General features: G+C 42.3%; 16 protein-coding genes. 5 read left to right on the forward strand and 11 right to left on the reverse strand.

The window, feature by feature from the left end; all coding sequences use genetic code 11:
• Positions 1 to 208: 208 nt before the first annotated feature.
• The 3 genes from ACFPU1_RS00130 to ACFPU1_RS00140 form a co-directional block, all read right to left on the reverse strand.
• Complete coding sequence (locus ACFPU1_RS00130; protein WP_054636169.1) at positions 209 to 973, reverse strand: TIGR01457 family HAD-type hydrolase; 765 nt, start codon at positions 971 to 973, stop codon at positions 209 to 211.
• Between the two features lie 131 nt (positions 974 to 1,104).
• Positions 1,105 to 1,482: a tautomerase family protein gene (locus ACFPU1_RS00135; RefSeq protein ID WP_083465369.1), complete on the reverse strand. Its 378-nt coding sequence runs from the start codon at positions 1,480 to 1,482 to the stop codon at positions 1,105 to 1,107.
• Entirely contained in the window at positions 1,483 to 1,944 is a 462-nt protein-coding gene (locus tag ACFPU1_RS00140) for a DUF86 domain-containing protein (RefSeq protein WP_100400117.1), read from the reverse strand.
• 187 nt (positions 1,945 to 2,131) lie between these two features.
• On the opposite strand from ACFPU1_RS00140, the gene glpX reads away from it, so the two are divergent.
• The 3 genes from glpX to ACFPU1_RS00155 all read left to right on the forward strand — a co-directional run bounded on the left by glpX (position 2,132) and on the right by ACFPU1_RS00155 (position 3,757).
• Entirely contained in the window at positions 2,132 to 3,106 is a 975-nt protein-coding gene (gene glpX, locus ACFPU1_RS00145) for a class II fructose-bisphosphatase (RefSeq protein WP_100400118.1), read from the forward strand.
• 34 nt (positions 3,107 to 3,140) lie between these two features.
• A complete protein-coding gene (locus tag ACFPU1_RS00150; RefSeq protein WP_385937073.1) occupies positions 3,141 to 3,410 on the forward strand; it encodes a DUF3055 domain-containing protein in 270 nt (89 codons plus the stop codon).
• Positions 3,411 to 3,586: 176 nt separating this feature from the next.
• Positions 3,587 to 3,757, forward strand: coding sequence for a hypothetical protein (locus tag ACFPU1_RS00155; protein ID WP_385937076.1), 171 nt, complete (start codon positions 3,587 to 3,589; stop codon positions 3,755 to 3,757).
• 236 nt (positions 3,758 to 3,993) lie between these two features.
• On the opposite strand, the gene ACFPU1_RS00160 is transcribed toward ACFPU1_RS00155, so the two are convergent.
• On the reverse strand, positions 3,994 to 4,275 hold the full coding sequence (locus tag ACFPU1_RS00160) for a YutD family protein (RefSeq protein ID WP_385937079.1): 282 nt from the start codon (positions 4,273 to 4,275) through the stop codon (positions 3,994 to 3,996).
• A gap of 184 nt (positions 4,276 to 4,459) precedes the next feature.
• Here ACFPU1_RS00160 and ACFPU1_RS00165 point away from each other — a divergent pair, with 184 nt between their 5' ends.
• Positions 4,460 to 5,089, forward strand: coding sequence for a YhcN/YlaJ family sporulation lipoprotein (locus ACFPU1_RS00165; RefSeq protein ID WP_385937082.1), 630 nt, complete (start codon positions 4,460 to 4,462; stop codon positions 5,087 to 5,089).
• 39 nt (positions 5,090 to 5,128) lie between these two features.
• Here the strand turns inward: ACFPU1_RS00165 and lipA are convergent, their stop codons facing one another.
• A complete protein-coding gene (gene lipA, locus ACFPU1_RS00170) occupies positions 5,129 to 6,046 on the reverse strand; it encodes a lipoyl synthase (RefSeq protein ID WP_385937085.1) in 918 nt (305 codons plus the stop codon).
• Positions 6,047 to 6,263: 217 nt separating this feature from the next.
• Between lipA and ACFPU1_RS00175 the strand changes: the two genes are divergently transcribed.
• Positions 6,264 to 7,259 (forward strand): M23 family metallopeptidase, encoded by a 996-nt coding sequence (locus ACFPU1_RS00175; RefSeq protein WP_385937087.1) that lies wholly within the window; start codon positions 6,264 to 6,266, stop codon positions 7,257 to 7,259.
• 28 nt (positions 7,260 to 7,287) lie between these two features.
• On the opposite strand, the gene ACFPU1_RS00180 is transcribed toward ACFPU1_RS00175, so the two are convergent.
• The 6 genes from ACFPU1_RS00180 to ACFPU1_RS00205 form a co-directional block, all read right to left on the reverse strand.
• The gene (locus ACFPU1_RS00180; protein ID WP_157049829.1) at positions 7,288 to 7,395 is read right to left on the reverse strand and encodes a methionine/alanine import family NSS transporter small subunit; all 108 of its coding nucleotides are present in this window, start codon (positions 7,393 to 7,395) and stop codon (positions 7,288 to 7,290) included.
• 5 nt (positions 7,396 to 7,400) lie between these two features.
• On the reverse strand, positions 7,401 to 8,930 hold the full coding sequence (locus tag ACFPU1_RS00185; protein ID WP_385937090.1) for a sodium-dependent transporter: 1,530 nt from the start codon (positions 8,928 to 8,930) through the stop codon (positions 7,401 to 7,403).
• Between the two features lie 581 nt (positions 8,931 to 9,511).
• On the reverse strand, positions 9,512 to 10,363 hold the full coding sequence (gene yunB, locus ACFPU1_RS00190; protein WP_385937093.1) for a sporulation protein YunB: 852 nt from the start codon (positions 10,361 to 10,363) through the stop codon (positions 9,512 to 9,514).
• Between the two features lie 109 nt (positions 10,364 to 10,472).
• Positions 10,473 to 10,958, reverse strand: a complete 486-nt coding sequence (locus tag ACFPU1_RS00195; protein ID WP_385937096.1) for a dihydrofolate reductase — start codon at positions 10,956 to 10,958, stop codon at positions 10,473 to 10,475.
• Positions 10,955 to 11,749: a thymidylate synthase gene (locus tag ACFPU1_RS00200; protein WP_385937099.1), complete on the reverse strand. Its 795-nt coding sequence runs from the start codon at positions 11,747 to 11,749 to the stop codon at positions 10,955 to 10,957. The genes ACFPU1_RS00195 and ACFPU1_RS00200 overlap by 4 nt, the downstream gene beginning before the upstream one ends.
• A gap of 348 nt (positions 11,750 to 12,097) precedes the next feature.
• A complete protein-coding gene (locus ACFPU1_RS00205) occupies positions 12,098 to 12,400 on the reverse strand; it encodes a YunC family protein (RefSeq protein ID WP_054636161.1) in 303 nt (100 codons plus the stop codon).
• Position 12,401: the final 1 nt, after the last annotated feature.

Here is a 12,401-nt window from a genome sequence, read left to right on the forward strand (position 1 = left end):
CGGGATCACCGGTTCCAATCATGGCAACGGTGAAGGGGACCTCTTAAATGTATGGCCTCCTGCACAAGTTGGAACGAGGCTGGTACAAAAAAGCAGAAAACCGACCCATTTTTTGAATGGTTCGGTTTTCTGCTTTAGCGGTTCATGAAGACAGATCTGTGTCAAAATGTTTATTTTTTAACCTTGCTTTGTCAATGTCTCTGTCTTTTTAAATCTTCCATTCCTTTAAGGAAGAAACAACATGTGTCGGCTGCTCCTGTTTTTCCTTTAATTGCTCTGCAGTCGTAACACCCGTGTGCACCATTAATGTATCAATGCCTCCATTGATACCTGCCAGGATATCGGTATCATAGTTATCACCGACCATCAGAACCTCTTCTTTAGACAAGTTTATTCTTTCCAGGGCTTGCTCGACAATAATGGATTCCGGTTTTCCAATCACTGTCGGCTCTACACCTGTGGAAAGAGAAATAACTGACACAAAAGAACCATTTCCAGGCAGCAGACCTCTTTCAGATGGCAGCGACACATCCTTGTTTGTCGCAATAAAACGAGCCCCATTTCTTACAGCCAGTGCTGCTTTGGCAAGCTTTTCATATGTAATGCTCCGGTCTATCCCCATCACTACAAACCCTGGTTGATCTTCTTCATAAGTGATGCCCGCCTGCTCAAGAGCCTTTTGGATACCATCTTCACCAATGACGTAGGCGGATTGTTTTTCCCTTTGCTCAGTTAAATAAGATGCGGTAGCCATACTAGATGTAAAGACATGTTTTGTTTCACAGGGAATGCCCATGTTTTGAAGTTTTTGTGCTACGCTTTCTGGAGTTTCTGATGAATTGTTTGTCACAAACAAGTAAGGAAGATTCTGCTCTTTTAAAGAGCTTACAAATTCTACTGCTTCGGGTATGATCTCTTTTCCTCTGTACACAGTGCCATCTAAATCGATTAAGTATCCCTTGTATGCCGTCATCTATCTCTTCCTTTCTGATCTGCTATGTGTCGAACCTGATGGGAGCTGGCCAGTAATTGCATCACCAGTCATCAGCGCTCCCATACCCACTAGAGCTCTCTATAAAAAAAGCTGTTGGTTTTAAAGCCTTTCTATTCTTTTTTTCTTTTTTCCGTAATGCTTTCCCCGCCAAGCCCCCAATTATCGGTGCTGATTTCATTAATTTGAATATCCACCGGCTCATCTCCATGCCCAAGAACTTCCTTTAAAATGCGAATACCTTCTTTTCGTAAGGTATCTTTTTCATCCTCGGTCGGGCGTCCTTTTTCTCTTGTCACCTGATATAAAAGGGCGGTGTTGCCCCTATTTGCTGACTCTTCGTTATTTTCGTGGATGACAACGAGTGTAGTAGCAGGATTTTTCCCCAATGTGTCTTTGAGTACTTCTGTAAACCTTCTGATTAACTGGTTCTTTTTGTTTACAGACAGTCCGTTATGTTGCGCCTTTAATGCAAGGCTCACATATGGCATTTACTTTCCCTCCTTGTTTTCATTTTCAGGGAGAAAAGCAGAAACCGGTCCTAATTCTTTTTCTAAGTATGACCTGACGTGGCCTGGAAAGGCATGCACGACTTCTATGTTTTTCTCCAGCACCTGTTGAAAGTGATGATGATCTATCTTTGTGTAGCTTGATACGAGATCTTTTCGCAGCCGTATCACTTCTTTAAACGATTCCGCCTCGTTTTCAGGAATGACTTTTTCGTCGTTTAATATATCCAAAATATCTTCATAACTGCCTGGGTCCCTCATGATAAAGCCGTCAATCATCTGGTTTCCTACATCAATGAAAGCTTCAATGAAACCATGAGTAATACGCTCTAAGGCTAATTTTCCAACCTCAGAGTCAGTAAGGGTATTTGATTGAAACACTTGACGTAACTCTTCTATATATATAAGGTTGTTTTCAATTTGGTTTCGATCCACAAAATACATTGTCTCCCCCGCTCTCTTATTGATTTATGTACTAGTATAGCATAACTTTTTTGCTCACCTAGCCCCCTCATTTATACAAGCGGCTCATTGACATTACGTACGCGGGACAAAATTATGGTAGGATAGACATGACTTCTTTCACTAACAAATAAACCATTTTATTAAATAAAGTTCGGAGGGTATCAAAGTGGAGCGAGAGTTAGCATTAGAGATTGTACGTGTTACAGAAGCTGCTGCCTTAGCCTCAGCACAATGGCTTGGCCGCGGATTAAAGATTGAAGCAGATGACGCTGCAACAACTGCCATGAGAACCATGTTTGATTCTGTCAGCTGTAAGGGGACAGTTGTGATTGGAGAAGGAGAACTTGATGAAGCACCAATGCTTTACATAGGAGAGGAAGTTGGAAACGGCAACGGTCCTGAAGTCGATATAGCTGTTGATCCACTTGAAGGGACAAACATTGTTGCCAAAGGACACCCTAACGCTATGGCGGTCATTGCTGTAGCTGATAGAGGAACACTTCTTCATGCTCCGGATATGTATATGGAAAAAATCGTGGTTGGCCCAAAAGCTGCCGGCCTTGTTCGTATTGATGATCCTATTGAAAAAACAATTGATATTATAGCCAAAATGAATAATAAGCGTGTTCGTGACCTTACTGTTATTATCCAAGAACGTGAACGTCATGATGAAATAGTGGAACGAGTACGAAAAAAAGGAGCAAGAGTCAAGCTGTTTGGAGATGGTGATGTAGGAGCCTCCATTGCAACTGCCCTGCCCCAAACGGGAATTGACTTATTTGTGGGTACAGGCGGCGCGCCTGAGGGTGTTATTTCCGCTGCCGCTATCAAAGCATTGGGAGGAGACATGCAGGCTCGCCTAGTACCATCAAATGAAGAAGAAGAGCAGCGATGCCGGGATATGGGACTTGAAGATCCTACCCAGGTGCTCCAGCTCAATGACCTTGTAAAAGGTGATGATGCCATCTTTGCAGCATCAGGGGTTTCATCCGGGGAACTCCTGCAAGGTGTCCGCTTTCTAGGTGGAGACCTGGCCGAAACAGATTCTATCGTCATGCGTGCCAAAACCCGAACAGTCCGATATATTAAAGCACATCACCACCTGGAGAATAAGCCTCACCTTATTATGGAGGAAGAGTAGATTCTCTTCTTTCCCTCATAAAGGAGGATATTAGATGTCAGAAGAAAGATTTTTTCTATATGACGATATCGAAGAAACAAAAACGAGGTTTGTAAGCTTCATGGGTGAAAGCCAACGCTTCGACCTGGCAATCATTTCAAGCGGCCGTCATTACGGAAAACAAATTGTCCTTGATATGCAATCAAACCGTTTTGCCATTGTTGGATCCGATGATTTAGAGGAACCGGGATATATTGAGTACGCCTACCGTTTAAATGAAGAAGAAGCTTCTGAACTCCGCTCTTTCTTATATGAAGTTGTATAAAAAAGGTTAACGAAGCCTTCAGCAAGTACTTGCTGAAGGCTTCTTTTTTTGACATAAGAAAAGTGTCTCCTTGGAAGGCCTATATTCCCCAAGGATCAGTCTCTCCTTACCTTGATGAATAATTTCATTCATCCTGACTAACTAATAAGAATAAAAAGATGGAGGAGGCTGCTGCTATGAAGAAACAATCGCTTTCTGAAAAGAGGGACCCGTATTATACAGATCCCTCAAACCATGAAAAACAACGAACCGATGAACAAGCGGGCACAGGCAAGGGCACCTGGCCGGATGAACCATATAGAGACCTTGAGTATGAACGAGCAAATCATCCCCCTGCCACTTCTTAACCAAAGGCTTGTTACATTCAACTGCCTCTAAATGTTCAAGCGCGATGTCCATTCATGGTTCATTCCATTATTCACGCTGTCTTTCTATACCTCAAGCATGTCTTAGCTGCCATGGGGACACAACCCTGGGAGATCTCCAGCTCTGCTATCCCCGAAGACGTCTCGCGCTTTTATCTACAATCAAAAGGCTTTTAAAAATTCTCCTTTACCAGAGCCTAACTAAAAAAATCCGGACCCTAGTCGGAGTTCCGGATTTTTCTCAAGACAAAATAAGCACAGCCAAAATTGCAGTATTCATATATATATTCATCTAATGTACTAATTTTTGTATCAAATGTCGCCTTTTTGTGGGTATCTTCAAAAAAGCCTCTCAGTCGAAGCTGGCTATGCCCCCAGTCTCCAACGATGTAGTCATACTTATTTAATACTTCACTGTACCGGCCGATAAACTCTTCCTCATTCCAGCCGTTCCTGAAATCATTAATCACTTCATATTGCTGGTTTTGAATGCTTACCACACTTCTCACCTCGCTTACCTTTGTCTATTGTACCACAATCTATTCATTGCTAAAATTTTTGATTTCATTAATTATTGCAACTTTCCATTACAGCTCAATGTCTCCTCATTAATGCTGAGTCCTAGTATTTACCATCATGTTTTTCTGAGCTGAGAAGAATACTACAAGTAAGGAGGTGTTTCAGATGAAAAAAGGAGTTTTAACCGCTGCTGTTTTATCTGGCTGTCTTATGCTGGGCGGCTGTGGTCAAATGTTCGGGGAAGAAGCTCAGCCCAACCCTCTTCAGGTACATGAGCCGGAGAATCACCTTAATTACGTCACCGACGAAACCCAGGGAGATCCTCAGCACTTTGGGATGGTAAGGCATAAGAAAAACGAAGAAGCACTCGAACACACGCCAAAAACAACAGATTATATAAATCGCCAGCAGTCTGCTGAAGGGATTAGTCAAATGCTTGTCAAAACCACACCGGTAGAGGAAGCATGTGTTCTTGTTACAAACCATCATGTATTAGTTGCATATGACACAGAACGGGACGACCGGGATGTTGTAGCTCAGCAGACCAAGATGGTGGCAGAAGCAATGGTGCCCTACTATTATGAAGTCTATATCACAGATAACCCAGCGATGATGGAAGACATTGAGCGTTTTCAAACCGTAGGCCCACAAACAAGAGATATTCAAAAAGTCCTCTCCCAAACAATTGAAGATATGGTGGAATCAACAGAACAGCCACCATCCACAAAGTATTTGGATAACAGATTTGATGCAGAAGAAGACGGAGAATTAGCAAGAACCGCTCCCATTCAATAAATAGGAGCGGTTCTTTTTCAAGACAGAAAAGGAATCCCTTTAAAATTGCTGTTCTGCCTGATATTTTTGAGCTTCTTCATTCACCTGTGCTTCGTTAACCTGTTCATCTGCATGATAAGACGAACGAACAAGCGGTCCGGCTTCACAGTGCTTAAATCCTTTGGACATAGCAATTTCTCTTAGCTCGGCAAACTCATCTGGATGGTAATATTTCTGAACCTTCAGATGCTTTTTAGATGGCTGCAAATATTGTCCGATTGTCATAATATCCACATCATGTGCCCGCAGATCGTCCATTGTTTCAATAATTTCTTCTTTTGTTTCCCCTAGACCAATCATCAAGCTGGATTTTGTCGGGATGTCAGAATGCAGCTCTTTTGCGTAGCGCAGGAATTCAAGTGAACGATCATAGGTAGCCCGTGCTCTTACTCTTGGTGTAAGGCGTCTTACCGTTTCGATATTATGATTTAAAATATTTGGCCGTGCTTCCATTAGAGTTTTTAAATTCTCTTCCATTCCCATCATATCAGAAGGCAGCACTTCAATCGTACAGAATGGGTTCCGCCGGCGTACTGCACGGACAGTTTCCGCAAACACAGCTGCTCCGCCATCCTTTAAATCGTCGCGGGCTACTGCTGTAATTACTGCATGTTTAAGCCCCATTTGCTCAACAGACTCTGCTACTCGTTCTGGTTCATCCCAATCCAATTCAGTAGGCAGGCCCGTTTTTACTGCACAAAAACGACAGGCTCTTGTACATACATCGCCAAGAATCATAAAGGTAGCCGTTTTTCGTTCTGCCCAGCACTCATGAATATTAGGGCACTTTGCCTCCTCACACACGGTATGGAGGTTTTTTTCACGCATCATCTTCTTTAAGCCTTTATAGGATTCGTTTGTATTAAGCTTAATCTTCAACCATTCTGGTTTCCGAATGTATTCTTCTTGCTTAGCCAAGCTTCATCACTCCAGTAAATTGTACTGTTTTGGAGGAAAGGCAGAGCGCTATGTAAACGTAATGGAACTCTCTGCTTCCTGTTCTTTTTATACTTTAACACGTTCAGAACTTTTCTACCAAACATCCTGTTTGTTTCCAATGATTGTCTTTATCTTTTTTATATAAATAGGTCACACTAACAAGCAGATACCGTTTCTGAAAGGTAGGAGTCTAGATATGAAACGATTTTTCCTTATTTTTATATCAGCTATAATCATTTGTCTTTCTTTGCCTCTCCATCAAGGTATTGCAGCAGAAGAAATGTCAGCTGATGATATTTATAAAGGACGTATGACCCTTTATAAACAGATGGAAGCTGTTACTTACGTTCCCTGGTACTGGCTGGCAGCCGTGGACGCTTATGAAAGAGGAATACGGCGGGCCAGAAAAGACAGAGAAGAAACGGAAGGACTTATCAGCATTTTTTATGCTCCCAAAGAGTGGGCGGGGCCGTTAAACCCTGATTGGGAAGATGAAGACCCTTACTCATTAGCTTTATTTGAAGGGATTGGTCTTGATGGAGATCAGGATGGAAAGGCTTCCCGGGTAAACGACATGGATATCTTATTTACCTTTGCCAGCTATTTAGCCTCTTACGGCCATGATGACGATAATATAGAAATCGGCTTGTGGGATTACTATCAGCGGGACCAGGCAGTCAATATCATTAAAGGCCATGCAGATCTATATAAGAAACATCAAAAACTTGACCTCGATGATCGGGTTTTCCCTGTCCCTTTAAACTATAACTATAGTTACCGCAGTACTTGGGGAGATCGCAGAGGCTGGGGCGGAAGAAGAATACATGAAGGAACCGATATTTTTGCAGGGTACAACACGCCGGTTCGCTCTACCACATATGGTGTCGTGGAACTAAAAGGCTGGAACAGGTTTGGAGGCTGGCGGATTGGAATCAGGGACAACAACAATGTGTATCATTACTACGCACATTTAAGCGGTTTTGAAAAGGACATTAAAAAAGGGACACTTGTTGAACCAGGTACTGTTATTGGGTATGTTGGAAGCTCCGGATACGGAAAGCCGGGCACCCAGGGAAAATTCCCTCCTCACCTCCATTACGGGATGTATAGGGATAATGGCTACACTGAATGGTCTTTTGACCCGTACCCAAACCTTCGTTCCTGGGAAAAACAAGAAAGAAGAAAAAAATAAAGCAGGGGAGAAAAGCTCCCCTGCTTTTTTAACGATTATTTTTTGATACTCTGCGGGCGTGGATTATGCTTCCTGCCATACCGCCCCAGATAATCATCATCCCTAAAATCATCATAAACAGTGCGCTGCCAGTCATAGCTATCAACCCTCCCTTTCTTGCGAATCAACTTCATCAATTATGTCACGACTTCTCCAGCGGATTGCCATAAAGACAAACCCTGCAATGATTGCGAAAGCAGCTACAGCCCAACCGCCCCAAAGAATAAATGCATCTGAATATCCTTCATAGTTACCGGTTTCTGTATCAAACAGACCAAGCAGGTTTGTTCTGAAGAGATCAAACATCATGTACCCTAAAACAACTGGTGTAATGACGCCTAAACAAACCTTCCACCAAAGACCAAGACGGATATCCGAAATACCATTGGCGTGATCCTGAAACACATTAAGCTTACGCATGATCCACGCTATAGCAATGACCTGGACGAGGCCAATAAAGGCTACACCAAACTGGTTAATAAAGTAATCTGCAGCATCGAGGAAGAACAATCCACCTTGCGTAGCAAAGACCAAGGAGATCAATGCTGCAATCCCTCCGCCAATCGTTACAGCCTTTGCTCTGGAAATTCCAAACTTCTCAGAGATCCCTTTGACGTAGGTTTCAGAAATTGAGATTAAAGATGATAAACCTGCAAGGACAAGTGAGGCAAAGAACAAAAAGCCAAACAGCCCGTTTAAAGCCGGAAACTCATTTATTATCATTGGAAAGACCACAAAAGCAAGGCCAATACCACCGGCTACCACTTCAGATACACCAACACCTGCCTGCATGGCCATAAAACCAAGGGCAGCAAATACTCCAATACCTGCAAGTAATTCAAAGCTTGAATTACTAAATCCTGTAATAAAAGCATTGTTGGTGATGTCAGATTTCTTTGGTAAATAACTGGAATACGTGATCATAATGGCAAAGGCTATCGACAAACTAAAGAATATTTGACCGTATGCCGCGACCCACACACTTCCAGATGTAATGGTTTCAAAGTTAGGTTCGAAAAATGCCTGGAGACCGTCTACCGCTCCTGGTAGCGTAACCGCACGAATAACTATAATTAAGAATAAGACAACAAGTGTTGGAATAAAAATACGGTTAGCCCACTCAATCCCTTTTTGAACCCCTCTAAATAACACACCAAGTGTTACGACCCAGACAATAATTAACGGTATTAATACACCAGGGACAAAGCTTCCTACCTGTCCGGGCACCTCGGCAAGGTTTAAGTAGTCCCCGAATAAAAATCCTTCAGTATCTTCTCCCCATGTCTGGTTAATGGCGAAAACACTGTAAGACATTGCCCAAGCAATAATGACAGCGTAGTAGGTTGAAATGACAAACGAGACAAATACAGCCCACCATCCGATCCATTCTGCCTTTCTGTTCATCCGCGCATAACTCAGCGGTGCAGATCCGCGATACTTATGACCGATAGTAAATTCCAGAATCAACAACGGAATACCTGCAGTTAACAATGCAAATAAATAAGGAATAAAGAATGCTCCGCCGCCATTTTCGTATGCTACTGCCGGGAACCGCCAAATGTTGCCCAGGCCAATAGCCGAACCTACGGCCGCTAAAATAAAACCTGCTCTAGTTCCCCACTGCTCTCTCATGGGAACCTTCCCCCTTCATCTCTTTTTAGATTGGTTACTACAATAAAGAATATTCAGAAAAATATAAGTTAGACTAGATGTATTATCTTCTTTTTCCACCCTTGCACAGCGTTTGAGTTGTGAACTTCCCTCCTTTTCGACTTTTTTTGACAATTCGTTATCTCATTATATTTTTTATTAGGACTATTGTCAAAACGTTTTTTTCTAAATCACTTGTTGTTTGTGAAATATACCTTACTCTTCCTCCTTACAAATGTTCTATGTAAATAATACCTTTCCTCTTTTTTTTCAAAAAAAAGGAAAGCAATAATAAGTTATTTGATTGCAAAAGTGAGAGACGCCTGTGAGATTGCTCGCTCCAAGGATTATCCAAGGTGTTTTTACGAGGAATCTAAGGCCATGCCGGCGGCCTAAAAGGCACCGTGAATACGAATGAAGAGCACGTGAGCGGCTGAGGCGCTTGTACCTTTAGATGCTTATGGAGCGTCTGGTAACAGATATCAAAACCAAAAAAAGAGAGTTTTCCGCAAAAGCTTACGCTTTTGGGACACTCTCTGAAAATATCTTCTATGGTTTTCTTTTTAGTCAGGGACTATTTCCATCTCCTGATCAGGAACTTCAAGAATTTCTTCCTCATTCTCTTCACTAGGATGAATAATATCTTCAAGATCCTTTTCCTGTATGATTGCCGGTGCCGGCATATCACCTTGCCCGTGATTGTAGAAATCCGGAACCTGACCGGAAACAAACACCATGCCAATAGGAATTGAGGTTGGAACCACCGCGTCATCAGTGGCAAAAGGGATAACGACTTTGACGTCTACTTCCAGATCAAGGGAAACCCTTATATATGTGTTATTGATCCCTGACTCATAAATGGACTCAGTCATCGTTGCTTTCACATCACCAATCGCTGTAAAACGTACAGGAACCTTAGGGCCCAAATGAGCGAGCAGGGCATTATTAGTCGCCTGCCCAAGGGGGATCATATGAATAATACCGTTTTCAGTAAAAGTTTCTTTATCAAACTCCATCTCTATTCCATCCGGGAGACCTAAATCCTCAATTTTGCCCTCTTCTACCATTTTTAAATACTTTTGTACCCTTAACGTAGCTTCAGAAAGCACCCTGTTTGAAACCTGAGGATTAAAGCCTACGGACGTAATATTTCCCTGGTTATCCTTCTCAATGACCATGAGCTCTTCCATATCAATGTTTTCTACAATTTTCTTTGAAATGGCATCATTTATAGCCTGAGTGGCAATTTTTTGTGTTTCTGTTTTTGCAATCGCAATTAAGGTTGGACGGATCCCCTGATCCACCAGCCACAACCCCTGGATTGTGAGCGCAATAAAGATTATTGACGAAAGCAAAAAGACATACCGAAATGGGAGGGGTCCTTTTTGTCTTTTCCATCTTCTGTTTTTCCCCATAAAAATGCCCCCTTTGCCTACTTTATGTGTATGCAAGAGGGGACGGGGTATATACTTATCCTTTTTTCGTTCCTTCCGTGGAGCATAAAAGGGAAGAAATCCCTTTACCCTAGCCTTTCCTTTTATAAGTCAGAAACCGGTGTGGATACTTATTTTTCTCATCCACTGTTCCTTCCTTTTCCTCGATAAGCTTCCATTCTTCCTCATTCCACTCTGGAAAGTAGGTATCGCCATCAAATTTCTCATCTATTATTGTAAGGTATAATTTTTCAGCTTCCGGAAAGAGCTCCTCAAACACCTTGGCTCCTCCAATTACAAAAACCTCTCCATGATCATCTCCGTAGTTATGAACGTCCTCAGGGGAATGAATGATTTCACACCCTTCTGCTGTATAGTTCTCATCTTTGGTTAAAATAACGTTTGTCCTTTTTGGAAGAGGTTTTCCAATTGATTCAAAGGTTTTTCTTCCCATGACAATAGGTGATTCAATCGTCGTCTCTTTGAAGTGCTTTAAATCGGCCGGCAGGTACCATGGCAGCTTATTGTCTTTCCCAATAACTCCTTGCTTGTCCATCGCTACAATAAACGAAATCATACAGAAACTTCTCCTTTAATGTGTGGATGAGGGTCGTACCCTTTTAAAATAAAATCATCAATAGTAAAATCAAATATCGATTTTACGTCTGGATTTATTTCCATTGTCGGGAGGGGACGAGGGTCTCTTGTTAATTGAAGCTGAATTTGTTCTACATGATTTAAATAAATATGCGCATCCCCAAAGGTATGGATAAATTCATGTGCCTCCAGGTCACAAACCTGGGCAATCATTTTTGTTAAGAGAGCATATGATGCAATGTTAAAGGGAACACCCAGAAACACATCGGCGCTCCGCTGATACAGCTGGCAGGAAAGCTTGCCATCTACAACGTAGAATTGAAACAGGCAGTGGCAGGGAGCCAGAGCCATATCCTCTATTTCAGCAACGTTCCATGCATTAACAATTAATCTCCTGGAATCAGGATTATTCTTAATTTGGTCAATCACTTCAGATATTTGGTCAACCGTCCGTCCGTTTGCTCCCTCCCAGGATCTCCATTGCTTTCCGTATATAGGACCAAGCTCACCATCTTCATCAGCCCACTCATTCCAAATTCTTACGTTATTATCCTGCAGATATTTCACGTTGGTGTCCCCTTTTAAAAACCAGAGGAGTTCATGGATGATAGAACGGAGATGGAGCTTCTTCGTTGTAATAACCGGGAACCCTTCTTGTAGATTAAACCTGGTTTGATAGCCAAAGGTGCTTATTGTTCCTGTTCCTGTCCTGTCTTCTTTTTCCGTTCCATTGTCTAAGATGTGCCGACATAGGTCCAAATATTGCTGCATGCCTTGTTCCGCCTTTCTGTTAAATCATTACTTCCCATTGTAACACCTGCCAGAGATTTTTTCCCTACTCTTACTCTCCCTGTTTTACACAAAGTCTCGCAGAATTTTGTCAGACCCCATACGCTTGCAAGAAGGCCTCCTACTGTAAATAAAGAAAAATCCAGCTTACCAGACAGACAAAGAGAGTCCGTTTGTTGATCGTAAAAAGGCTTGTCCACCGCCAAGAGGAAACCGTTACAAGCGAGAAACGAATGTCATGCCTGCCTCTTTAAAAGGGCATAACAAAACAGGAAACCACCGTGCTTTCCTAAAAGAAAAGACCGGTTTCAATAAACCGGTCAGTTTTATTCATACCATTTTAAGCAGTGCTTCTTTACCTGGCATACCTTTTGTAATGCCCATCTTTTCAGCTTCTACTGTAACGGATTCAAGAGGAGCTTCCAGAAGCTCTTCTATGCTCCTGACTCCCACGGCTCGGCCAGCTATGACTTTTCGATCTTTTAACTTGGCGTTTAATAAGCCTACGTCCAGTGCTCCGCACATAATATATCCTTTTTCATTCGTCACTGCCATTAGTTTGGTCTTCGGTAAGTCTACAGTGACAGCTTTAAAGAGTTTTCCTTGTATTTCAACAGGCTCCATTTTCATCATT

The organism is Thalassorhabdus alkalitolerans, from assembly GCF_042656525.1.
GTDB classification, from domain to species: Bacteria; Bacillota; Bacilli; order Bacillales; family Marinococcaceae; genus Thalassorhabdus; species Thalassorhabdus alkalitolerans.